The following is a 24,202-nucleotide window of genomic DNA, read 5'->3' on the forward strand; positions in this document are numbered from 1 at the left end:
TGAGGTGGATGAACGGAGTTCTGAGGTGGATGAATGGAGTTCTGAGGTGGATGAACGGAGTTCTGAGGTGGATGAACGGAGTTCTGAGGTGGATGAATGGAGTTCTGAGGTGGATGAATGGAGTTCTGAGGTGGATGAACGTGGTATTGTTGCCAACTAATTTTAGATTAAGGGACTGATAAGAAATAAATTATTCAAAGAAACGAACCACAGAGACGCAGAGAACACAGAGAGAAGAGAAATAGAGAGGATTTTTGCATCAGTTTTGGGATATTTTTTTATTTGGAAGTCCCCAATGCGATCGCATCTCCCCTTCACAAAACCGACAAAAATCATCCTGTGCAACAATAGCTGTAGCTTAGTCGGAGTAAAAACTATGGACTGGCAACAGTACATTCATTCAGACCCAAAAATTCTGCTGGGTAAACCGACTGTGAAAGGAACTCGTTTATCTGTAGAGTTCTTATTAGGTTTGTTTGCTGCGGGATGGACAGAACAACAAGTGCTAGAAAACTATCCTACTCTTACTTCAGAAGCACTAAGAGCGGTATTCGCTTTTACGGCAGAGTGTATGCGTGAAGAATCTTTGTACACCCTACCGCTTTTGTCTGAGGCGGGATGATGCGGTTTCTAGCAAATGAAAATTTTCCTCTGATGAGCGTTAGATATTTGCGCTCTGCTGGTTACTATCTTTGCATCTCCCCTGATCCCGCCTATTTAAACTTGACTGGCATCAAACAACCACCCATCCCCAACTATTTCCTCTAGGCGTTGATTGAGTCGGGGGAGGAAATATTCTGGATCGTTCAGCCGTTGCTGAGTAAACCAAGTATTAAACTTTTCTTCTGTTTCAATTCCTTGGGTATCTGCCGCCCCTGATATCATCTCGAAACTACGCTCTTGGAGTTCCTCTAACTGCGAATCACCTTCACCTCGGTAGTTGCAAATGAATATTGCCGTTGCTCCTAGCAAAGCTTCTAATTCATCACCTTGAGGCACTCTATTGTATAAAACATCGATTAACTCAATGGTCTCTGCTAAGGGAGCTTGAATCTTCAGTGTCAGCCAGATTGCTTGAGCTAGGTAAACCAAACTGTTGCTTTCATCTACTACACCTAAGTTACTGAGAACTGTCACCAAATGAATGTATGCACGTATTTGTGCAAGTGTGACAGCAGCTTGCAAATTGTAATCTAACTGCCTAGCTTTATCTCCAGTTTCACCCGCCCAGTAAGACTGATCTACTAGTGTCGCGGCTTTGTCTAGGTCATCGTTGATATCTTCTTCGATTTGCAAAGACTCTTCATAGAAAGCGATCGCTTCTGAGATGTCTCCTTGTTCGGCTTTTATCCCTGCCATTTCGTGTAGTGTTGAGGCTTTCCCTACTACATCATTGATATTTTCTTCGATTTGCAAAGACTGTTTATAGAAAGCGATCGCCTCTAGTATCTCTCCTTGTTGGACTTTTAACCCTGCCATTTCGTGTAGCGTCGCGGCTTTTTCTTGCAAGTCCTCTTCAGGACAAAGGTCTAAGGCTTGCTGAAAATGGACAACAGCCTCTTGCACAAAACCCAAAACCTTTTCGGCACGGGCAATGATTCCCAAGATGCGGTAGTCTTGAAAAACTGCCAAGATTTGCTCACATAAATCAAAAACTTCCACAAAGCGGGAATTGTTCACCCAACCGCTTGCAATCCTATTCCCAACGCTAACAGCAATTTCTTGCTCTCTTGCCAGCAGCCCCAAACGGACAATTTCCAGTCCTTCTGCTTCTGTACGTTGGTTTGAGTCCTGCCACCAAACTTGATAGACTTTCCTCACCGCTTGCTGTCGGGTTGCTTGCCACTCTGACTCACTCAACACTGATTCCAGCAATGGTTCTAAAATTGTCGCCACTCGGTAATTAGCAGGCTGGGTGGGGTTAGTGGTGGCAGACTCGACTAGGCTAAGGCTGACGGGAGCATCCCAAATGTGCAAAATGCCCTCCCTCAAGCACACGCTACGCGAACAGTCTGGAAGTTTGGTGGGGCTAAAACAAAGCCTGCCTAGCTTTTTCCTGACGGAGACGCTGCTCTTAGCTTGCTTCCCCAAAAGGGTATGGTTTCTGTGAAGCAATACGGAGACTAGGATTAGTCCGCGCACAGAGAAGTCTGAGCGCCGGGAACCGATGTTAGCGTAGCCTAACCCAGGCATCAGAACTTTTTTTCTGGTCGCCGCGCCAGGGACGGAGGGGACTTGGTTTGTGTAGCGGCGAATTCTATTCGCCAGGTATTTGTGCAAAATTGGGATGCTTGCAAGGCTGACAAGCTTGGGTAACTGTGACCTAACCCGTTTCTGCATGAAGACACTAATTATCTCCTCTGTCACAGGCAGATGAAACACACTCAACTGGGCGAGAAACTTTTGTTCTTCCGGTTGCAAGGCATCCAGCAGAGTTTGTGCCAAAATTTTTTCACGAAACTTCGGCTCAGTCTTCTCCAGCCGATTCAGTAGTTCATCGGCCGCCAGTCCTGGTTGCTGAATCACCTCCAACAGCCACTTCAGCAAACCAGGGTTGCCATTGGCAATGTTAATAATCCTCTGAATTTTTAACTGTTGCGTAACTTCTTTATCTAAGGAAAAGCAGATTTTATCAATATTACTGCTGCTCATCTCTGCCAAAGATTCCAAGTGCAGGCGGTGGGGTGGCAAGGTGTCTGACTTCAAATAGCGACAGGTGACAATCAGCCGACTTTCTGCCCCGGTTTCTGCCAATGCGGCACAAATCGCCCCGAAAGTTTTGTAAGCTTCCGCCGTCATCCGCAATGAGCCATCTTCAATATTAGGGTTGGGGATGTTTTGCTCAAAGTCATCCAGCACCAGCAGCAAGGGTTGGTTATGGATGTTTTCAATTGCTTTAAAAAAGTTTTGCAACCGCCCTTTGAGAGTCACCTTTGGTTCGTTCAAAAGTGCGGGTACATCTGCAAACCGCTCATACTTATGGGAAAGCTGATTCAGCAAACCCCACTCATCCAGAGAGCCAATCAACACGACTCGCGCAAAATTAGGATGCTGCGCCTGCACCCTGGTACATAACCGCGCCGCCAAGCTACTTTTACCTAGTCCGTCCATCCCGGCAATAAACACACTGATTTGGTCGCTGGTTTCCCGCAATGCCTTGAGACACCGTTGCAAATGTCGCCTGCGTCCGACAAATTCAAACCGACTGGCAACTTTGATTTGATTATTCTCATCCAGGAATTCTGGCTCTGGCGCTGTGAACTTCAACCTTTCACGATTTCTTGTTCTCAGTGGTGTCACCAGTTCTGCAATCGGGCGCGTATCCCGATACATCCGCAACAGATGCCAGTCGGTGCATTCGTTGTCAATCATCTTCTGCTGCGCCGCTTTGACTGCTGCTTCAACAGTTGCCCCCGTCGCCAAAGCTTGATAGAGTACCTGTGCCGCGACAATACCTGTGCGGTCAAACACTGGACGCGCCCAGCTTAAAACTATACCTGCCCCCGCCTTCACCAATGCCTGTGCGATCGAGGGTACTGTCCCCTTGTTAGTAACCTGTCCCAGATGACAACCAGAGAGAAAAGTTACACGGGGCCAGCGTCCGCGAAAGGCTCTAGCTAAGTCATTGACGGTAGTAAGTTGCAAATTCCCCACCTCATCCTCAGTGATCAAGCAAGGAGTATTATCTGGTAGTGTTGTACCTGGTGGCAGCAAATAGCCGTAATCTTCTTTGGTATAAATTATCCCCTGTCCGGTGAGGTGAAAGACATCAAAATAGTCTTCTGGGTAGGATTGCACCAAATTAGCTAACTCTGCAACTGAGCCACTTTCCTCGACAATCAACACCAAAGGCTGTTCTTTAGTTGCTTGCAAAATGTTCGCTTCTTCCTGCTCAAACCCTAGTGGTGGAACTCTGGGATCTTCAGGAGAAGTCGCCATGAACAGCAACCGCAATGGGCGATTTTGCACGCCAATCACTTGAGCTTGACGCTGCTGCACAGAACGCACTGGCAAGACGGAAATATCCCGGTGTTCTATTAAAAACCCTGCACCATCATGTAGTAATTCCCAAGGCAAATGTGCCAATCCCAACGCTACTCGTTCTGTTTCTGGGTTCAACCCCTGCACTTCGCTGGTTTGAATCAAATCCAGATAAATTGTTTGCTCATCTGCTTCATTTAGCGACCTTCTCAGCCATCCCTCATCACCATCCAGCCATTGATAAAGTTGTCGTCCCAACTGAGTCAGATCAGGCAAGGCTACTGTTTGCGGAGTATAGTAATTTTGCTCGCACAAATCAATCAGTGCTGCCAACTCGGCTTTATTCAAGGTACGTGAAACATTGTTAAAGCGCAGTTCAAAAGTTTGCTGTTGACTGAGGGCGAAGGTGAGGTTTAGAGGCATGGCTTGTAGGAGTAGTTTCCACAATAACCTTTACCGTATTATCACCCAATTTATCCAGATTTATCCTATTCCTAAAGGCTTATCCTATTTCTAAAGGCTTAGTTATTATCGCCGATATTCGTCGCCACAATCGCCGATCAGCTGATATAAATCCCGTGATTGCCGAGATACTGCATTGATGCGATCGCGATCGTCAGCATCTAAACTAAAACTAAATACTTTGGCGTTATCTTCTATATGTTCAGATACACTAAGCCTTGCACCAACTATCACACCTCCCACAGTTGGCTGATCTAAAATATAACGCACTGCCACGTTAGAAATACTTACTCCATGCTTATTAGCAATTTCTTTCAGGATAGCTAGCAACTCTTGAAATAATTGCCAACCACCCCAAGCATCGATAATATTTTTATATTTTTTCAAACTAGCAGTAGCTAGATCAAATCCTCGCGGTTCCGGTTTCCCCAAATATTTTTCTGATAACAAACTGCCGCACAGTGTACCGTAAGTAAAAAGCTTTATATCATGCTGTTGACAAAACTCCACCATATTAACTTCGGGACGGCGGTCAACAAGAGAAAATTGCACTTGATTAGAAACAATTTTGATGCCTGCTTCGGTAATAATCTTTAAGTTTTCCGTGTCAAAATTAGTTAAACCTAGATGCTTAATTTTACCCTCAGTCTGAAGTTCTGCCATATATTTTAGGGCATCCAGGTAATTTTTATCCTGATATTCCCACCAATGAAATTGCATCAAATCTAACGATTGCACATTCATTCTTCTCAGGGAAATATCAATATTTTCCTCGACGAGTTTTTTCGTCATTTTACCTGGACGAGGCACCCATTTTGTAAAGGCTTGTACCTGAGATAAAGCATCTTTCCCACGAGTATCAATTAGTTGACAGCGAAACTCACCAATAAAATCTTCTGCGGGGCCATAATGATCTGCTAAATCCCAAGTGGTAAAGCCTGCATCTAAATATTTGAACATCGTCTCAATGGCGGCATTGGGATTGATCTGTCCGTGTGCGCCGGAGACTTGCCACATACCATTTAATATGCGGCAGATGTTTAAATCGGGAGTAAATTGGAGACGGCTAGCTGCGGGTAAGTTCATTTTCAAGTTTAGGAGTGAGAAGTTAGGAGTGAGAAGAGTTAATAATTAGTGAGTTAACAAGGGGTTTTTTACAGCCTTCTTAATTTTATTATGAATGATTTAGGATTGCTATAGGAGTCCTAAATCATTTATGAAATCTTCTCTTTATACACTTTGTGCGTTTCTCTACGAGACGCTACGCGTAGCTTGCTTCTCCGTAGGAGTATGCGTCCTTCTCTACGAGACGCAATTGCGGTTCGTTAAACAAAATAATTGTCATAACTCAGATAGGATTGCGATAAAGTTAATAACTGCTAAAGTATTAACTCCTAACTCCTAACTTTCTAACGCCAGCCTTTTTCAGCTTGTTCAAGAACGTAAGCAGCAATATCTTGAATTTGCTGTTCAGTGAGTCGCTCTTTGTAGGCTGACATATTATTTTTACCATTGGTTACTATAGACGTAACTGCCTCGATTGAATCCATGCCATACTTTTTCAGAGCTTGCTTTTTGAGATTTTTACCTCGCCTAACTATGTTGCTGCCGTTAATATGACAACCAGCACAATGAACACTAAATAATTGTTCACCGTTAACTGTGTTTGCTGCACTAGCCGGCAAAGTAAAAGTACTGATTAATAACAAAAACGTTACTAATAGTAATCTGAGTAGTTTTTTCAATTAACTTCTCCCGATTTTGACATACTGGTTGCAGATATAAGTGTCCGAAGCAATACTACAGGGATTCAAAGTCAGTTGTAAATCCAGTAAAATTTGCACAATCTTCTTGAAAAGCTTCTGCATCACTAACATCCTCAATTTTATAGGACATGATGCGCGTCCCATCTGGCATTTTTTTGGAACCAATCAATTCACCTTGATATTTCTCTGCGATCGCTTTAAATTCAGTACCATAACGCTTCCAGGCATCACCTGAACAAGTAATATTTACTCGCCACATATTTCACTCTCAATTACTACCACTAAATATTAATCATCGCACAAATGGGCAACATGCTACACATCACCTATTCGGGCTGTTATTTTCTATCTAAAGGAAGTGCCTAGCCCAATCAGACTACGCCATAATGTGTGTGTGGGAACACGTCTAGAAAATTTTATCTATCCAAATTAGTTAAATCCCCAGAGTTGAAAATGCCTAACAATATCAAACAACAAATTCAAGCAGACCTACAACAAGCAAAAGAAACCGGACAATTAAGAACTGATCGGATTCGAGAAATTGTGAAATCCGCAGTTTCTCAAGTAGCTTCTGAGTTTAAACAAGGTTCTGGTGAACTTCGTAGCCTTGTTAGAGATGCAGTTTCTGCTGTCATTGAAAACTTCCAAGAAAAAGGTAGCGAACTCAAAGATGAAGTGACAGCTTCCATTGAAGGAGCGCTGGAAGGAATTAATAGTCAAAGACACGAAAACATTGCTAAAACTCAGACAGATATCAAGCGGCTACAGGCTCAACTGGATGGTGAAGAAGAACAACTCCAGCAAGAGGTTGATGTGATTTTGGCAGAGATTGAAGAGACGGGTAAGGAAAAACCTGCTAGTACCAAAACTGCAATTGATTCTGCTGTCAATGCTATTAAAGATAGTGAAGAACTAGGATTGTTAAAGAAGCGTTACGCCCAACTGCAAGCGCAGCTAGCGATTGTCCGAGCAAACTTAGCTGCACGCTATGGCGGACGTTCTCTGGAGGTTCAAGATTATCTAGACGAGGCTAAACACTGGTATGATAAGGCTCGTCCCCAAGCGGAGGCTGTCGCTGTACAGGTAGGAGAGAAGCGATCGCAGCTAGAAGATAAACTGGGTGAAGCTGGTACATCTCTAGCAAGAAAAGAGCGCCAAATCAAACAAACTTTAAGGGAGTTACTCTTAACGGCAGCTGACTTATTCAAAGATAAGGAACCTGCTGATAAAGAGCGGGAGACTATTCATAAATAGACTGCTTTGGTGTTTAATTGACTTAGTAGGCTGCGTTAGGCTAAAGCCTAACGCACCATGTTATACAACGGTGCATTCGGCGCTTTCCATAAATATTTCTATTTACAAATCATCTCGAAATATGCGCCTAACACAACGGCAGATTCAATACATAAAAAGTGGTGCGTTAACCGTAACGCACCCTACTTAATTGGAAGTCCCTAAAATTAATCTTGCGTATTAGTAAGTACGTCCTTCTGCATTAAGTTGTTCGTCATGCTTGGCAATGACCCAAATTGCATGAATACTACCGGGTAGCCAACCTAGAAATGTGAGCAAAATGTTAATAAACAAAGTTGGGCCAACTCCAACTGTCAAGAAAACGCCTAAAGGAGGCAGTAACAAACCTAGAAGAAAACGAACTAATTTCATGATGTTACAACTTTGTGATTTTGTTTAATTTGAAGATACCGAATGAGGAAATCCACCTTCGGATATTTTATTTGGAGTAGAGACGTGATGAAATTGGTATTTATACTCCCTCTAATACTTATCTAGAAGGTAATTCACCTTGGCTTTTTACATCACCACTGCTGGTTAAAAGGTTTCTTTCAACAAAGTAGTTGTTAATGAAGGTGTTAGCAAAAGAGAGAATTACTGGCCCCAGAAGAAAACCAATAATTCCGTGAACTGAGAACCCAGGAATTAGCACTGATGCTAACCAGAAACAAAAACCGTTGACGATCAGCGAAAATCCTCCAAATGTGACAAAGTTAAGTGGGAGAGAAAGAGTAGACAGAACTGGTTTAAATGAACCGTTAATTAGACCAATTACTAAACCGGCAATCAAAGCTGCGGGAAAATTAGCAATATTAACGCCTGGAACAACTAAATCAACAATCAACAGGCTCAAAGCTGTAGCTAGCGCGGTTAATAATGGAGTCAACATTTTTTTGACCTAATAACTAAAGATTTATTGTTTGTAACTTCTGATCTCATCTTTAACTATCTGCTACGTTTTAACCTCTCTTGCAAGATAGAATTTAGTTCTACCATTAGGTCTATGATTGATAAAACTATAGCGGTTATAATATACATGCAATAGAAAGTAGGCACACACAGCTAGCTATGCCTCCCTACTCTATTTGACCAATTGCAAAACTCGCAAGTTATGTGATGCAATGTTTTTAAGGGTGCGTTATGGCGCTTCTCTGTTGAGTCCAATACAGACCTAACCCCCAACCCCTTCCCTACAAGGGAAGGGGAGTAAATTGAAAGCCTCTCTATTTTTAGGAGAGAAGTTTGGAGAGAGGTCAAAGTGTATTGCATACAAACGAAAAGTGCCATAAACAAATTTAAGATTAATTTAATGTCACAGGGCAACAATCACTCCGATTTTCCAGACTCAGGCTGATAGTAAAGGGCTGATTTATATAAGACTTGTTCTTGATGGGTTTCTAAAGTGCAATGAGATAAAGGGTAAGTTACACAAGTAACAACATAACCAGCCTGTATTTCACTTGGACGCAGAAATTTTTGCTCACTTTGATCAACTTCACCACTAATGAGTTTGGCGATACAGGCAGAACATTCGCCTTGTTTACACCCAGATGGTAGGCGGATACCAGCTTCTTCTGCCATATCCAGAATATATTGATCATCTGGTACTTGAATGGTGCGATCTAACCCAAGTGTAGGATTGATGAATCGAACTTGATAAACTGCCATCTGCTATTTCTAATTATTGTTTAACCGCTTTCATCGACAAACTAATCCGCTTGAGTTTCTCGTCGATTTCTAACACCTGCACTTTGACAACTTGTCCAACTTTGACAACTTTGTTGGGATCGTCTACAAATCTATCAGCAAGTTGGGATATATGCACCAAGCCATCTTGATGTACGCCGATATCAACGAACGCGCCGAAGTTGGCGACATTCGTCACGATTCCCTCTAGTTCCATTCCCACCTTTAAGTCCCTGATTTCCTTAATTCCTTCTTTGAAGGTGGCATATTTAAACTCAGCACGAGGATCTCTACCTGGTTTTTCCAGTTCGCTGAGGATGTCGCGCAGTGTAGGTTCGCCGACGCTATCGGTAACATATTTCTTCAGGTTGGTCTTTTTGAGTTTTTCGGCAATTTGTGTCACCTGATTTAATGGCACATTTAGATCAGATGCGATCGCTTCTACTACAGAATAACTTTCTGGATGCACTGCTGTATTATCTAATGGGTTGTCACCGCCGCGAATCCGCAGAAAACCTGCTGCTTGTTCAAAGGCTTTCGGCCCCAGCTTCGCAACTTTCAACAGTTGTCGGCGATTTTTAAAGGCTCCATGCTGGTTGCGATAGGCGACAATGTTATTAGCAACTGTTGCCGTAATTCCAGAGACGGAAGTTAGAAGTTCTTTGGAAGCGGTGTTTAAATCTACGCCGACGTAGTTCACGCAGCTTTCTACGGTGTCATCCAATTTCTTTTTTAACAACTTCTGATCGACATCGTGCTGGTATTGTCCCACACCAATGGATTTGGGATCAATTTTCACCAGTTCCGCTAAGGGGTCTTGCAAACGGCGACCGATGCTAATCGCGCCGCGCACGGTAATATCTAAATCGGGAAACTCTTCTAGCGCTACAATACTCGCAGAATATATAGATGCGCCAGACTCATTCACCATCACCTTAACTGGTTTGCGTTCGATGGTTTGCAATACTTGCGTCACAAATTCCTCAGTCTCGCGGGAGGCTGTACCGTTACCGATGGCGATTAACTCAATTTTGTACTTTTCAATCAGATTTTTGACAGTTTGTGCTGCTTTGAGTCGTTGTTCAGCCGCTTGGTGGGGAAATACCGCTTGGTATTCCAAAAATTTTCCAGTTTGGTCGAGGACTGCAACCTTACACCCAGTTCTAAATCCAGGGTCTATCGCCAGGGTTGGTTTCATTCCTGCTGGTGCAGACAGCAGCAACTCTCGCAGATTAGTTTCAAATGTCTTAATTGATTCTATGTCTGCATAAACTTTCTTCTCAGAAATTACTTCCCCCATGAGAGAGACTTTCATCAAACGATTGAATGCATCCTTCAGCATTGACTGATAAAAATCCCGAATTGTGCGGACTTTGGTTTTAATTTCTTTCGACTCAAGATAGTAAAGTACCGTATCTTCATCGAAAGCAATTTCAAAGCTTAATATTTTTTCAGTTTCACCGCGACACAACGCCAGCATATTGTGGGGTGCAATATTTTTTACCCTAATTTGATAGTTACGGTACATCTCAAATTTGGTTGTACCTTCAGGATAATCATCTTTGATGCGGGAAACAAATACCCCTTCTGCTAAAAGATAATCGCGGATATATGCGCGTAACTCAGCTTTTTCAGCTACTTCTTCCGCTAAAATGTCAGCAGCACTTTTGAGCGCTTCTTCTGCTGTTTTTACTCCCTTAGTTTCAGAAATATACTTAGCCGCTTCTTCCTCCAGAGATGCAGTTACAGCATTTTTGACATTTAGCGACTTGATGAATTCCGCCAGTGGTTCGAGTCCTTTTTCTCTGGCGATGGTGGCGCGGGTGCGTCGCTTTGGTCGATATGGTAAGTATAAATCCTCAAGTTCAGTTTTTTGTAAACAGGATGAGATTTTGGTTTTGAGTTCATCTGTAAGTTTACCTTGTTGGGCGATCGCACTTAAAATCACCGATTTTCGTTCTTCCAGTTCTGTTAAATAAGTATATCGATCAGCCAGTTCACGTAGTTGCACTTCATTCATCTCATCGGTGCGCTCTTTGCGGTAACGTGCAATAAACGGAATTGTTGCACCCTCCGCCAAAAGTTCCAGCGCGTTTTGCACCTGATGGGGTTTGAGGTTTATTTCAGTTGCCAGTAATTGAGGAATGTTCAGCATTGGGTGTCTAAAATGAAAAAATGAAAATGCTACTTCTAAAGGTAATATGCTAGATCCTGATCTTGGCGCAAGGCCAAAATTTTAAGCTAATTTACCAGATGATTGTTCACAAGAGTGCAATTGGCGAAATAGACAAAACCCACCTACGCAAGTTTTAACCCCTTTCAATCCCCGTAGGTAAACGAGAGTTTGTATAGCATAGCGCACCTATGCTGAGTCGGCAGAGCGACAGAACGAGCATCACCGGAATATATTGTGTGTTCCTACATACCAAGCAAGCTACGCGTAGCGTCAAGCTTACACGCAGCATCAACCACACAAGGAGGAGTTTTCATCTGTCGCAATAATTATTCCAATTGGTGTAATATATAATGTTGCATAATCTTGACTCTCTATAAATATTTATTTCGATCGACTGTTGTGGCTAAAACCTGATTGGATGTAGAATTAACCACAATTTCAATTTATTTTATAAGCACAACAACTTTTAGTTCAGAGGTTAGTAAGATGCCTTTGTTTTTCTTGATACCACTGTGTACGGCTTTAGCTACTGGCTACTTATTTAAAAAGAGTACTGATGAAATTGCATATCTTGCAGGTGTATTTGCAGCTATTAGCTTGATTTTAAGTTTAGTATTAGCACCCTGGCAGATTCAGTTTGGATTGTTAATCATTGTCTTCATTATTACCAACAGACTTTTGCAGGAAAATGATTCCAAACAAACTGAAGCTACAAGAAAACAACCTAGAGAGATTAAATAATACCAACCACCACGAACTAGTTTTTTCTCAACTTTAAACTGCTGGAAATTATCAGACAGCTAACCCAGTAATGTCCTTAAAAACGGAACTTGGTAATTTTTTTATGGGAAATTCTTCCGTGTGAGTAAGGTCTTGACCACTTTAGACTCGCTTTTTAAATAGAATATTTCCTATCCTTCAGCCGATGAACGCTATAGTTAGACTAGGTATTGTTGAGCTTTTCCATCTTTAAGGCGACGCCAACTTTTAAAAGTATACTGACAATCAATCTTAGTATCATAGGACTTACGCATTGACACGAAAGAGCAAATATGGGTGATTTGAAAAACCGCATTTGTCGTAGGGGCAATTCATGAATTGCCCCTACCGCGCCGGTCTACTTCCCATCAAAGAATGATTAATAAAAACCTGAAACGACATATTGACGTTGATACACAACATAATTCTTTTGTACAGTGCGTAAGTCCTATATCAAATAAAATTTGATCAGAGAATTCAGAAATAGCTTATTCCGACTTACTTAGTGTCTGAATTAACTCTCGACTAAATTTTGTCCGAGATTTATGAATTTGAATATTTTCGTGGATAAATAAAAAACGATTCAGACTTTCGGTTGCCATCTATAATTTATGCTGTAATTAGTGTATTTTAGTACTACAATTTGCCATTGCTTACACTGTTGTTCAAATTTTAATTTTGCTTTCTCAAACTTTTAGCTTTGCACTTCTAGAGTCTGAGACTAAATCGCTACTTCTGCAACTTTATTAGCCAGAAAGTGCTTCATAAATGTACAAATCCTTAAAAATAAAGATTCATCTAGAGAAAAGTTTATATTTTATGAAGTTTCTGTTTAAATATATTTTCGGTAAATGAATTTTTGATGAAGTGTGACGATAAATTTGCAACACGCTTTACTCATGGTATTCTAGTAAGTGATTACATGTAACAAGAAAGTTAAAGTAAACCTCTAGTTAAAATTACATGTAATTTAAGAACAAGTTAAGCCAATTTAATACTAAGTAATGTCAAAACATCTCAAATCAGATGCAATCAACATTAACTCCAGGTTGACCAGGCAACGCTAGTTTACATTAGCCGTTAGTGTCGTCAAAAATTCCATTTTTACATTCAGTAAAATTCCGCATAAACCTGTAAAGCACATTACTGTAGACTGATTCATCTACGTATGATTTCCGCAGACAAGCAGATTTCTGTTAATTATTGTGTTGCCATGCCCAAAAATAGCACGTATACACACCCAATTTGAGTACAAATTTTTATGAATCGGCTGGGTTTCCAGATATGTCTGTGAGCCTGGAGAAATTCTATGGTATATCAGTAAATTAATCAACTTTCCTGGAGCAAATTAAGAACATTTCTCAATCCAGTTAAGTTAATGGCTTGAGAATTTTAGTAGTGTCTTCAACAACATTTCTACAGCAGGATACAACTGATGAAAGTTAATGAATGGATTAATCTAAAATTCTGCCAATCCATTTTTATTCCCTTAGCTCGATGTGTTGAAGATGCGGGTCGAATCCGAGTTCAGCATAAGCGATGTCTACGACGGGCTACGCCTACCCACACTGCTAAACTTTGTTCAGAGCAAATTTGTGGCAAAGCCCTTAACCTTCACTACATCTGTATCCTTTATAACTTAGATATTGCGATCGCGCCAAAAGTAGTCTTGAAGCATAACTGGCTGACAGGGAAGATTTCTGTAATTCACAGTTGGGCCAAGCAAGAAAACTGGTTTGTCTGGGAGTATAACCCAGTAAACCAATTTAGCGTACTCTACTCCGATAATATCGGACGCTGCCATAATACAGCTACCATCCTGTAAGCTGCATAATATTTAGTTGCTAAGTCTAGGACATGAGCTTCAACGGTCATTTTGATATCAGTCCCTTCAACATAACTGTCTATTTACTGAAGTGGAAGTCGAATTGCACAGAAGGTGTGACCGAGATCGGAAACGTTCAAAACAACGGGCTATTTACTGTCCGGTTCATACCTACTATCTCGATTGAGGCAAGTGTACTATGAAATCTATGTCGCAAATTTCCCACTTTAAAATAATTCCTTATATCATCCTGTTTGTGAGTATTTTATTTAGTATTTCTGGGCAATTGCTGATGAAGCATACCATGAGTAATACAAATGAGGGATTATTTACTTGGGTATTTATTGAACAATTAGCATTAGCTGTTAGTGTTTATTGCTTGGGAGTAGTAAATTGGATATTGGCTCTGCGATCTGTAAAATTGAGTATTGCTTATCCACTCACTAGTTTAAATTATGTCGGCATACTTTTCGGTTCATACTACTTTTTTAATGAGGTGATTACACTCACTCGAATAGCAGGGGTCATCACTATTTTTCTGGGTGTTATTTTAGTGGTTATTCCCATTAAAAAGTCTATATAAATTTTCTTTAGTAAATTCCACAAAAAGTATTGACAAATGAACCCCATTACTTGGCTAATTTTAATGCTTGTAGTTTTATTCGGAACAACAGCTAACGTATCACTCAAGTATGGACTTTACATTTCTAGCCCTACTAAGGGAGAAAGCACATCTATCAAAAATCTATTATTCTCTCGTTATTTTTTGATTTGGTTTATCTGTTATACATTTATGACAATATTGTGGCTTTATGTATTGCGGACAATTCCTCTGAGTCAAGCATTTCCAGTTTTAGGATTAATGTATGCACTTATACCAATTGCTTCTCACTATCTTTTAAAAGAGGAGGTTATTTTTAGCCAGTGGTTGGGAATTTCTGTTATTATAACTGGCGTAATTCTTGTTGTACATTAATAGCTGAAAATGGAATTACTGAGGTTATTAATCTTAAATGCCTCTGAAGATATATCTCCAAAACATCCCGATAAAAATCTAAATTTATGAATATAGGTATCATTGGCGGAGGCATAACTGGGCTAGTATTAGCCCAACGTCTTTCACATCAAGGACATATAGTAACTGTATTCGATAGCAATAAGCAGCTTGGTGGACTTACCACCTATCATGATTACGGGTTGTTTACCTGGGATCGCTTTTATCACGTTATTCTACCTTCTGATACTCACTTAATAAATTTTTTCAGAGATATTGGTCTTGGAGATAAACTGCGTTGGCATCGAAGTTTAACAGGTTTCTACGACAATCAGAAATTTTATTCTATTAGTAACACTATAGAATTTCTGCGCTTTCCTCTGTTTGGACTTATAGGTAAAATCAGATTAGCTTTTACTCTCCTGTATGGTTCACGCCTTAATAACTGGCGGCGCTTAGAGAAGATTTTAGTTGAAGATTGGCTATTGAAACTCGGTGGTAAAAACACATACCAAAAGCTCTGGAAACCCTTGCTTCTATCCAAATTAGGAGAGAACTATAAGCGAATATCAGCCGTTTTTATCTGGGCTTATATCAAACGACTATTTTCAGCGCGGGATTCTTCATTAAATAAAGAACAACTTGGTTATGTCTCAGGCAGTTACAAAACTGTTTTTGACCATATAGAAAAATTAATTTCCGCGGCTGGAGGTCATATTCGCACAGGTGTGGCGGTAGAATATATTGCACCTCATCCGGGGGGTGGAATTTGGGTAGAATCTCAGGGAAAAAAGGAACATTTTGATAAAGTCATTTTTACTGGCCCAGTTAATATTTTGCAACAGGTTGTTGCCGATGAACTGGTGAAAGTTTCAGACACTGGTGAAACAGTAGAATACCTGGGTGTAATCTGCATGGTACTTATTACTCGCAAGGCTCTAGTTCCTTATTACGTAGTAAATATTGCCGATAGAAATATTCCGTTTACCGGAGTCATCGGTATGAGTAACTTAGTTTCTTTACAGGAAACGGCAGGATATCACATGACATTTCTACCAAAATATATACTTTCCACTGACCCGTTGTTAAAACAGCCAGATGATGAATTGCGCCAAATATTTTTTCAGGGTATACGTTTGATGTTCCCAGAACTCAAAGCAGATGACATTGTGGCAGCACACATTAATCGAGCTATTAAAGTACAGCCACTACAAGTTTTAGATTATTCAAGTCTGGTTCCAAAAGTGAGTACTGAAAACGATGATTTTTTCGTCGTCAATACCTCACAGTTGGTCAATGATAGCGTCAACAACAACGCAGTTGTGCGACAAGTCGATGAATTTCTCAAAAAATCAAAATTACTGAATTCTTGAGATTTTGCTAATGGTATTTTAAAAATAATACGAGGTCTTTATGAGTCTTTTTGTTCTTTTACCCGCATACAACGAGCAAGAATCAATTCGTCCCTTGTTCAAAAGGTTTCAGACATTGCAGCAAATCTCTAATATGGAGATAGAACTGATTGTTGTTGATGATGGTAGTAGTGATAAAACTGCTGAGACTGCTTTAGAAGAATCTCAATCACTGGGGATATTACTGAGATTAGTACAACATCCCAAAAATGCTGGTTTAGGTCAAGCAATTAAAACAGGTTTCACGACTTTCTTAGAAATTTCTCAAGAAGGCGATTTTTTAGCCGCGATGGATTGCGACAACACTCAACCACCAGAACTCTTAATCAAGATGTATGACACCATGATAGCTGGTAGCTATGATATTGCGATCGCATCTAGATATCGAAAAGGCTCTAAAGTCATAGGCTTATCAAAATTTAGAGAACTGATGAGTTACGGAGCCAGCTGGCTTTTTAGAATTGCAGCCCATGTACCAGGTGTAAGAGACTACACCTGTGGTTACAGGCTGTATAACCGTACTTTCGTGACTAAACTGGATATGTATTATGGGGACAGCTTATTTACTGAAAGTGGATTTGCTTGTATGATAGATTTACTGCTGAAAGCCAAAGTACTCAAACCAAAAATCATAGAAGTTCCAATGGTTTTGAGATACGATCAAAAGCCGACTGCCAGCAAAATGAAAGTTATTAAAACTATTACTCGAATACTAAAGCTCTTGTTTAAGAATCTATTATCGACAGGACAAACTTCCAATTTAGGTCAAACTTTCAATCAGCAAGAAACATCAAGAATTCCACTGAAAATTGGAAATCGTAAATAAACGTGAGAAGGAATGTTTGCTCATTCTCTGGGTCTAAAACATTACACCCAGTATTGCAACTGATTCTCTAAACATTCTCTTCATTTATTACCAGGGTGCAACTATGCCATAGAGAATTTGAATATTTTGCTTCATGCCAAAGTCAGTAACAGCGACAAGATATTGTAACAACGCATCAACATCTTTAATAGCTTTAGCAGTAAGCCGAACCTTTCCAGTTGGTGTTTGTGTCCAAGAACACGCGGGAATTGGAAAACCATGAGCAAAACTGTGCCTGACTTGCAGAATATCGTTTAGCATCTGTCGAGTGGCGAGTGCGTTCATACTTCTTTTTGACCAAACCCAATCATTGATAGGGTCATAGCCAGTATATTGAAACAAAAGGTTACGCGAATTCTCTGCATTTGGTGTGTTAAATTGTTTAAGCGATCGCTCTGCTGCATTTTTAGCAATAGAATGCACAGCATGAAACTGAGGGTCCAAGGGATTTGCGGTGACATCAAAAAAGTTGTGAACTAGTTCCTCAATATAAGCCTCCCATCCAGCCACAAACATCGCTAGAGATGAATGGTAATAGACTTGAGTTTGGCTGTTTAATATTGGACGTAAGCGGGAATCTGTCGCAGTATCACGTAGGACACGAGCTTTAGAAGCCGCTTTATCGTACCTTAATGCTGCTGGTGATGGCACGGCGATGCTCTTAAAGGAAATTCACAAACTCTTCAAGTGCTTCTCGATACCTCTGTAATGGCTCTAAATATAATTGTACTTGCTGTTCACCAATTTTTTTTGGGCCTGGTTTAAGTTTATGTAAAGGGGTGCCAGTTTTTGCTGCAACTATAGCAACAGCATGAGAAGCAGGAATCTCAATTAGACTTTTACTGGGAATTTCAATAAAACTATTACTTGGTAAGTCTTTGGGATTAGCAAAAATATGACGATTTTTTTGATGTATATTATTGAGAGTTTTCTGAATCATTTTGTTTATAGCTAAGGATGCAGAGGCAGGTCTACTTTCATACATTGTTACCTGATTAAGAACAAATGCATATAATTTTGGCACAGATATGCCTTCTTCTTTTGCACGTTTAGCAAAGCTAATTTTTGCATATGGCGCAGTATTGGGATCAGTTATGCCATATAAAAGTGCAACCACATTTTCAATCGCATGAAGTGAACTTTCTGCCGCAGTAAATGGAACAACTACACCCTCTGCTCCAACTAGACCAAGCTGTGTATAAATAGCAAAACTAGGGCTACAGTCAATTAAAAATACAGTATCTCTCTCACCACTATATATACGCAGAGAAATTATTAAATCTCGAATCCAATTAAGCACCTGTTTCCAAGCATCATTTGGTATTTGTAGTTCAGATGTTTGCCTAATTGCTTCAGAAATTATTTCGAGAAGATTGTCTCCACATACGAGTTTCAAATTTTCTGGTATTTGTGGGTTAAATTCTGTTGGCTCACAAATATAAGGAGATACATCGCTAATCATTCGGAAGGGAGAGTTAAGACGTGCTTCCAGGTAGCCAGCCACTGTCGAGCGTGGTGTTTTACTGCTTAAAGAATCTAGTGCCTTTGGACTATTAATATCTCCCCCTAGTAAAATCTCTGAAACGTTGGCTTGGGGACACAGGTCAATTACATAAACATCTGTATCGGGGTAACGGTGAGCATATTCAGCAGCAGCCACAAAGCAAAGAAAGCTCTTTCCCACGCCACCTTTGGTGTTCCAAAAAGCATACGAACTCATTTGATATATTCCTTTTCTAGGTAAAACAGTCCCTGCGGGTATTAGCAATGCTGTGGAACTTTTACCCCTATTGTCGCAAAATGGAACTGTATTCTATCTCGAATTTACATGAAGTGCGTAGTTTACCGCCGTAGGCATCGCGCTCTCGAAAGGGCGTTACTGACAATATTTCTACTAACGCTTAAAAGGGGGAAGTGAGTTTCCCAGGTGAGGAAACCCCTACTACTTAATTGCCGACTCTGGCTTTCGCTGATTTGTTAGACTGAACACACCAGGATTTTTCAGTCAAATCTCTGAATTACGCCAGCAGACGAGGCTACCCATGCTTACAAGTACGCTACTTCTCTCAAATCAACTTCCGACCCTCCAATATTCCTCCACACCAGAGCGTTTCGATGAAACCTGGGAAGCCCCCCTGGCTACCCTTCTGGGATTAGGACGCGCCGCTGGCGCTGACTTCATCGAATTATTTTTAGAGCGTCGCAACTATATTAGTTGTCTTGCAGAAGATGACGCTATCACGAGTATTTCACCCAGTCTGTCTACAGGCGCGGGAGTCAGAGTATTTCGCGGCAAAGCTGACTGCTACGTTAGCACTAATGACCTTTCTTTTTCCGGTTTGAAAGCAGCCTTAGAAAAAGGTCTTTCTATCTTGGGATTGCAACTACCCACTCCTAAAGCTTTCATTCCAGAAATCAACCTGGAATTACTGAGAGATTACGCCACCAAAAGAGGTAAAGATGCATGGCTACCAGCGTGTAGCAGCATCCGAGAAATGGGAGAAGTCCTCCTTGATGGTACTGCCAACCTGAAGCAAAAAGCTAGCCACGTCCAATCGCGCCGTGCTACCTATTTCCGGGATTGGCAAGAAGTTTTAATCGCCGCCAGTGATGGAACTTTTGCCCGTGATATCCGCCTCACCCAATCAGTAGGATTTAACCTGTTGTGTGCCGATGGTGCTAATCGTACCTCAATTGGCGATCGCGCAGGTAATACTAGCGATGCCAACTTCTTGAGAACTTGGGATTCTCAACAAGCCTCTGAGAAAATAGCAGAATCGGCTGGAAAAATGCTCTACGCAGATTACGTGGAATCGGGTACTTACCCCATCATTATGGCCAATCACTTTGGCGGCGTAATCTTCCACGAAGCTTGCGGACACCTGCTAGAAACTACTCAAATAGAACGCAATACCTCTCCCTTTGCTGACAAAAAAGGCGAAAAAATTGCCCACGAAAGTTTGACAGCCTGGGATGAAGGGCGCTCTGAAAATGCCTTCGGGACAATTGACATGGATGACGAAGGTATGCCGGCTCAAAGAACCTTATTAATTGAAAAAGGCGTTCTGAAAAACTTCTTAGCAGATAGAACCGGTTCTGCACGCACTGGACACCCCAGAACTGGAAGTGGACGCCGCCAAAATTATACCTTTGCTGCTGCTAGCCGGATGCGTAATACTTATATTGATTCTGGCGAGTACAGCATTGATGAATTATTTGCCTCTGTTGATAAAGGTATTTACTGTAAAAAGATGGGTGGTGGTAGCGTTGGTGCTACAGGTCAATTTAACTTTAGTGTTGATGAAGCTTATTTGATTGAAAATGGCAAAATCACCAAACCGCTAAAGGGAGCAATTCTTATCGGTGAAGCCAAGGAAATTATGAATAAAATTTCCATGTGTTCCCAAGATTTGGAACTTGCACCAGGTTTTTGTGGCTCCGTCAGTGGCAGTATTTACACCACAGTCGGACAACCGCACATCAAGGTTGATTCTATTACCGTCGGGGGACGATAAGAATTTTAGATTTTAGATTTTGGATTTTGGATTGTGAATGAGCAGGAAATTCCGTCAATAAAAAGCTACGAGACAAATATAAGTCATAAGCTCAACCACATCTAGTTTGCATAACATTCAATTGTACATTTCTTGTGGCGTGGGCGTCTCGCCCGCCCAAAATATACAAATTTTATGTGGAACAGCTTAACATCCAAAATCCCAAATCTAATATCAAAAATTGAATCGCTTCCAATCCAAAATCTAAAATCCAAAATCTAAAATTGATTATGCCGAATATCAATGAGATTGCAAATTCTGCTAAGGACAATGCTGATAAGCTTGGTATTAAGAAATTCGACATTTATGGCTCAACAGTAGATGACACTAGCGTGCAAGTAGACCAAGGTGAGGCAAAACAAGTCAAAGCCTCAAATCGCTCTGGTGTTACTGTTCGTGTCTGGAATGAAGATAATACAATGGGTGTCACCAGCACCACAGATGTAGATGCCAAAGGACTGGAATTAGCTTTGAAAACTGCCTACGAAGCCAGTTTCTTTGGTGTTAAGGAAAATGTTCCTGATTTTAGTCCAGAAGCTACTGTTGCTATTCCAAATAAATCTCAAGCTAAGACACCCCAAGCACCTGTTGCTGAACTCATAGAAAGATTGTTGGTAGCTGAAAAAGAATTACTGGCAGCTCATCCAGCAATTAAAGGTGTACCTTATAATGGTTTATCGCAAAGAGATGTTGACAGGTTTTATCTAAATAGCGACGGTGCAGTGAGAACTGAATCTCACTCTTTAGCATCAGTTTATCTTTACAGCAAAACTGAGGAAGAAGGAAAAAAACCTCGCAGTGCAGGTGCTTATAGAATCAACCAAAGTTTAGATAATCTAGACATCAATGGTTGCATCAAAGAAACCGCCGATAAAACTATCAGTCACTTGAATTATGAAAAAATCAAAACAGGTAAATATCGAGTTGTTTTCTCAGCGGAAGCTTTCTTAAGTCTGTTGGGTGCTTTTTCTAACTTGTTCAATGCCCAAAGTATTTTGGACAATCAAAGCTTATCTACTCCTGATGATTTAGGTAAGCAAATTGCTTCTCCTCTGCTTTCAGTTTTTGATGATGCACTGCACCCAGCTAACGTTGGTGCAGAAACTTTTGATGGTGAAGGAACTCCTACTCGTCAGATTTCGCTGATTGAAAATGGTGTTTTAACAAGCTTTCTCCACAGTGCAGGCACTGCTAAAAGGTTAAATGCCCAGCCAACAGGTAATGCCAGTATTGGTGCAAAAGTCAGCGTCAGTCCCAATTTTTATCACGTTTTTACAACAGCAACTCCTGAGCAGGAGTTTAGCTTAGAAACTGCTGAAAATGTGATTTTTATTGATGATTTACAGGCTCTCCATGCAGGAGTTAAATCCTTGCAGGGTTCGTTTTCTTTGCCGTTTGATGGTTGGCTAGTTAATAAGGGTGTCAGGACGAGTATTGAGTCAGCAACTGTTGCTGGCGATTTCTTAGAACTCTTAAACTCAATTATTTATGTAGAAAAAGATGCGGAGTTAACGCCAGGGGGAGTTTGCCCGAAAATCTGGGTTAATGAACTGTCGATTACCGGTGAATAAAACTTAAAAAGTGCAGAGTTAGGAGTTGAATATATAGCGGTTCTCAGCTGAGTGAGGTACAATAACCCCACCCCCAACCCCCTAAGAGCAAGCGAGGAGGGTACTATGATGTACCTTATATGATTAGGAAACGCTATAACTCTTAACTCATCACTTTGAAATTTTTACTCACCATTAATATTCACCACCGACGCTAATCGCAGTATTAAATACATGAGCACCGCTTAAATCAATCCCAGCTAAGACAGCGCCGTCTACGTCAGTATTATATAAACGGGAATTACTCAAATTAACGTTGGTGAGATTGGCATTATTTAAGATAGTATCGCTGACGAATGCTTCTTTGAGATTAGCAGACTTCAAATTAGCACCAGTTAAATCGGCACCTTCTAAGTTAGCACCTTCGAGATTAGCTCCTTTTAAATTTGCATTTCTCAGGTCAACACCTATCAGATGAGCGCCTTTGAGGTTTGCACCTGCTAAATTACATCCCAAACATGCTCTAGTTTCCAGCAAGCGGCGGACAGGGGCGGAGTTTTCTGCTTTGACGGGAATAGGAGCAGCTAAAGATAGCGTGCTGAGTATGGCTGCTGCCGTCAAAAAAATTCGTTTCATATTTACCTCCGACACTTCTAGAAGTCATTAAATTCTTAACTTCTACGATACCAGTGTGCCAAAATTAGAGAATTCTGTCCTCATGCGATCGGAGGAATATATAATTTCTATGAGATTAGGTATTCTTCCGTAAGGTAGTCCGATGGGACTAATATTAAAAGAGATTATATTAAGCCTTGCCGCTACCTAATAGGTACAGCAGCGCCATCCGAACGGCGACACCGCTGGCAACTTGCGATTGAATGAGACTAAATTCTGGGTCATCCATCAATTCAGAACTAATTTCAACACCACGGTTAACTGGGCCTGGATGCAAAACTTTGACATTAGGTTTACAAAGTTGCAACTTTGTGCGTGTAATGCCAAATAGCTGATGATATTCTCGCAAACTTGGCAGTAAATGAGCCGTCATGCGTTCCTTTTGCAGGCGCAAAGTCATGACAAAATCGGCATTGTGCAAAGCTGGTTCTAGCTGCCAATGTAGAAATAGTTGGGGAGTGGGGGAATAGCTCGTGACTTCTATCTCTTCAGAGATGTATTCGGCAAATAATTTGGGTAAGAGGGTGGGTGGTGCTGCGAGATGCACTTCGGCTCCACTGGCAATTAAACTCCAAATATTCGATCGCGCCACACGAGAATGGAGAATATCCCCAACAATGGCAATCTTTTTACCTTTTAAAAGATTCAGTCGGGGATGATCTGGGTCAATTAGAGTACAAATGGTAAATAAATCTAGCAGTGCTTGAGAAGGATGCTCATGTTGACCATCACCAGCATTGAGGACACTAACTCGTACACCTAGACGATCCATTTCAGCCGCGATCGCATTCGGTACTCCTGCCTCTCGATGGCGAACTACCATAATATCAGTTCCCATGGCCAAATAGGTTTTTGCCGTGTCGAGAATTGTCTCTCCCTTAGTCATAGAGGAAGATGCTGCGGCGAAATTCAGCGTATCCGCACTTAAGCGTTTGGCAGCGATTTCAAAACTGCTACGAGTCCGAGTAGAGGGTTCAAAAAATAAATTCGCCACCACCTGTCCCTGCAAGGTTGGCACTTTCTTCGTCCGCCGTGATAGCACCTCTTGAAAACTGGCAGCAGTTTGCAAAACTGTATCGTATTCAGTAGTAGTGAAGTCTGCCAGGGAAAGAATGTGATGACGATTCCAGGTGGTAGTAGGCATATTTGGGGACTGGAGACTAGGGACTGGGGATTGGGGAAGGTGGGGCCCCCTCTGGGGATA

21 protein-coding genes and 1 pseudogene are annotated in these 24,202 nt (G+C 41.2%); 10 read left to right on the forward strand and 12 right to left on the reverse strand.

What is annotated here, in order from left to right:
• Positions 1-376: 376 nt before the first annotated feature.
• A complete protein-coding gene (locus tag HWQ41_RS22805) occupies positions 377-622 on the forward strand; it encodes a DUF433 domain-containing protein (RefSeq protein WP_099103336.1) in 246 nt (81 codons plus the stop codon).
• A 95-nt stretch (positions 623-717) separates the two neighbouring features.
• On the opposite strand, the gene HWQ41_RS22810 is transcribed toward HWQ41_RS22805, so the two are convergent.
• The 4 genes from HWQ41_RS22810 to HWQ41_RS22825 form a co-directional block, all read right to left on the reverse strand.
• A complete protein-coding gene (locus HWQ41_RS22810) occupies positions 718-4,428 on the reverse strand; it encodes a CHAT domain-containing protein (protein WP_366931697.1) in 3,711 nt (1,236 codons plus the stop codon).
• An 81-nt stretch (positions 4,429-4,509) separates the two neighbouring features.
• Positions 4,510-5,529 carry an aldo/keto reductase gene (locus HWQ41_RS22815; RefSeq protein ID WP_292767916.1) on the reverse strand — a complete coding sequence of 340 codons (1,020 nt, stop codon included), beginning with the start codon at positions 5,527-5,529 and terminating at the stop codon, positions 4,510-4,512.
• Between the two features lie 323 nt (positions 5,530-5,852).
• On the reverse strand, positions 5,853-6,188 hold the full coding sequence (gene petJ / locus HWQ41_RS22820) for a cytochrome c6 PetJ (RefSeq protein WP_292767919.1): 336 nt from the start codon (positions 6,186-6,188) through the stop codon (positions 5,853-5,855).
• Between the two features lie 55 nt (positions 6,189-6,243).
• The gene (locus HWQ41_RS22825) at positions 6,244-6,468 is read right to left on the reverse strand and encodes a hypothetical protein (protein WP_292767921.1); all 225 of its coding nucleotides are present in this window, start codon (positions 6,466-6,468) and stop codon (positions 6,244-6,246) included.
• A 194-nt stretch (positions 6,469-6,662) separates the two neighbouring features.
• Between HWQ41_RS22825 and HWQ41_RS22830 the strand changes: the two genes are divergently transcribed.
• The gene (locus HWQ41_RS22830; RefSeq protein ID WP_292767924.1) at positions 6,663-7,463 is read left to right on the forward strand and encodes a histidine kinase; all 801 of its coding nucleotides are present in this window, start codon (positions 6,663-6,665) and stop codon (positions 7,461-7,463) included.
• A gap of 219 nt (positions 7,464-7,682) precedes the next feature.
• Here HWQ41_RS22830 and HWQ41_RS22835 read toward each other — a convergent pair whose 3' ends face one another.
• The 4 genes from HWQ41_RS22835 to HWQ41_RS22850 form a co-directional block, all read right to left on the reverse strand.
• The gene (locus HWQ41_RS22835) at positions 7,683-7,874 is read right to left on the reverse strand and encodes a YqaE/Pmp3 family membrane protein (protein ID WP_292767927.1); all 192 of its coding nucleotides are present in this window, start codon (positions 7,872-7,874) and stop codon (positions 7,683-7,685) included.
• 118 nt (positions 7,875-7,992) lie between these two features.
• The gene (locus HWQ41_RS22840) at positions 7,993-8,391 is read right to left on the reverse strand and encodes a phage holin family protein (protein WP_292767930.1); all 399 of its coding nucleotides are present in this window, start codon (positions 8,389-8,391) and stop codon (positions 7,993-7,995) included.
• Between the two features lie 437 nt (positions 8,392-8,828).
• Positions 8,829-9,170 carry a 2Fe-2S iron-sulfur cluster-binding protein gene (locus tag HWQ41_RS22845; RefSeq protein ID WP_292767933.1) on the reverse strand — a complete coding sequence of 114 codons (342 nt, stop codon included), beginning with the start codon at positions 9,168-9,170 and terminating at the stop codon, positions 8,829-8,831.
• Between the two features lie 13 nt (positions 9,171-9,183).
• Positions 9,184-11,343, reverse strand: a complete 2,160-nt coding sequence (locus HWQ41_RS22850; RefSeq protein ID WP_292767935.1) for a Tex family protein — start codon at positions 11,341-11,343, stop codon at positions 9,184-9,186.
• Between the two features lie 435 nt (positions 11,344-11,778).
• Here HWQ41_RS22850 and HWQ41_RS22855 point away from each other — a divergent pair, with 435 nt between their 5' ends.
• The 6 genes and pseudogenes from HWQ41_RS22855 (at position 11,779) to HWQ41_RS22880 (ending at position 17,180) form a co-directional block, all read left to right on the forward strand.
• Complete coding sequence (locus tag HWQ41_RS22855) at positions 11,779-12,105, forward strand: hypothetical protein (protein WP_292767938.1); 327 nt, start codon at positions 11,779-11,781, stop codon at positions 12,103-12,105.
• 1,630 nt (positions 12,106-13,735) lie between these two features.
• Positions 13,736-13,945, forward strand: a pseudogene (locus HWQ41_RS22860) (glycosyltransferase WbuB); the annotation flags it as partial.
• A gap of 202 nt (positions 13,946-14,147) precedes the next feature.
• A complete protein-coding gene (locus HWQ41_RS22865; RefSeq protein WP_292767941.1) occupies positions 14,148-14,531 on the forward strand; it encodes an EamA family transporter in 384 nt (127 codons plus the stop codon).
• A 36-nt stretch (positions 14,532-14,567) separates the two neighbouring features.
• On the forward strand, positions 14,568-14,924 hold the full coding sequence (locus tag HWQ41_RS22870; RefSeq protein WP_292767944.1) for an EamA family transporter: 357 nt from the start codon (positions 14,568-14,570) through the stop codon (positions 14,922-14,924).
• Positions 14,925-15,010: 86 nt separating this feature from the next.
• On the forward strand, positions 15,011-16,315 hold the full coding sequence (locus HWQ41_RS22875; protein WP_292767946.1) for an NAD(P)/FAD-dependent oxidoreductase: 1,305 nt from the start codon (positions 15,011-15,013) through the stop codon (positions 16,313-16,315).
• A gap of 40 nt (positions 16,316-16,355) precedes the next feature.
• The gene (locus tag HWQ41_RS22880; RefSeq protein ID WP_292767949.1) at positions 16,356-17,180 is read left to right on the forward strand and encodes a glycosyltransferase family 2 protein; all 825 of its coding nucleotides are present in this window, start codon (positions 16,356-16,358) and stop codon (positions 17,178-17,180) included.
• A gap of 87 nt (positions 17,181-17,267) precedes the next feature.
• Here the strand turns inward: HWQ41_RS22880 and HWQ41_RS22885 are convergent, their stop codons facing one another.
• The gene (locus HWQ41_RS22885) at positions 17,268-17,870 is read right to left on the reverse strand and encodes a HEPN domain-containing protein (RefSeq protein WP_292767951.1); all 603 of its coding nucleotides are present in this window, start codon (positions 17,868-17,870) and stop codon (positions 17,268-17,270) included.
• Between the two features lie 10 nt (positions 17,871-17,880).
• The gene (locus tag HWQ41_RS22890; RefSeq protein ID WP_292767953.1) at positions 17,881-18,939 is read right to left on the reverse strand and encodes a ParA family protein; all 1,059 of its coding nucleotides are present in this window, start codon (positions 18,937-18,939) and stop codon (positions 17,881-17,883) included.
• A 322-nt stretch (positions 18,940-19,261) separates the two neighbouring features.
• On the opposite strand from HWQ41_RS22890, the gene HWQ41_RS22895 reads away from it, so the two are divergent.
• Both HWQ41_RS22895 and HWQ41_RS22900 read left to right on the forward strand, forming a co-directional pair.
• A complete protein-coding gene (locus HWQ41_RS22895) occupies positions 19,262-20,734 on the forward strand; it encodes a TldD/PmbA family protein (RefSeq protein ID WP_292767956.1) in 1,473 nt (490 codons plus the stop codon).
• Positions 20,735-21,003: 269 nt separating this feature from the next.
• Positions 21,004-22,344 (forward strand): TldD/PmbA family protein, encoded by a 1,341-nt coding sequence (locus HWQ41_RS22900; RefSeq protein ID WP_292767958.1) that lies wholly within the window; start codon positions 21,004-21,006, stop codon positions 22,342-22,344.
• A 174-nt stretch (positions 22,345-22,518) separates the two neighbouring features.
• On the opposite strand, the gene HWQ41_RS22905 is transcribed toward HWQ41_RS22900, so the two are convergent.
• Complete coding sequence (locus HWQ41_RS22905) at positions 22,519-22,959, reverse strand: pentapeptide repeat-containing protein (RefSeq protein WP_292767961.1); 441 nt, start codon at positions 22,957-22,959, stop codon at positions 22,519-22,521.
• Between the two features lie 169 nt (positions 22,960-23,128).
• Positions 23,129-24,142, reverse strand: coding sequence for an aspartate carbamoyltransferase catalytic subunit (locus tag HWQ41_RS22910; protein WP_292767967.1), 1,014 nt, complete (start codon positions 24,140-24,142; stop codon positions 23,129-23,131).
• Positions 24,143-24,202 lie beyond the last annotated feature (60 nt).

Source organism: Nostoc sp. NOS(2021), assembly GCF_017115025.1.
Lineage (GTDB): Bacteria > Cyanobacteriota > Cyanobacteriia > Cyanobacteriales > Nostocaceae > Nostoc.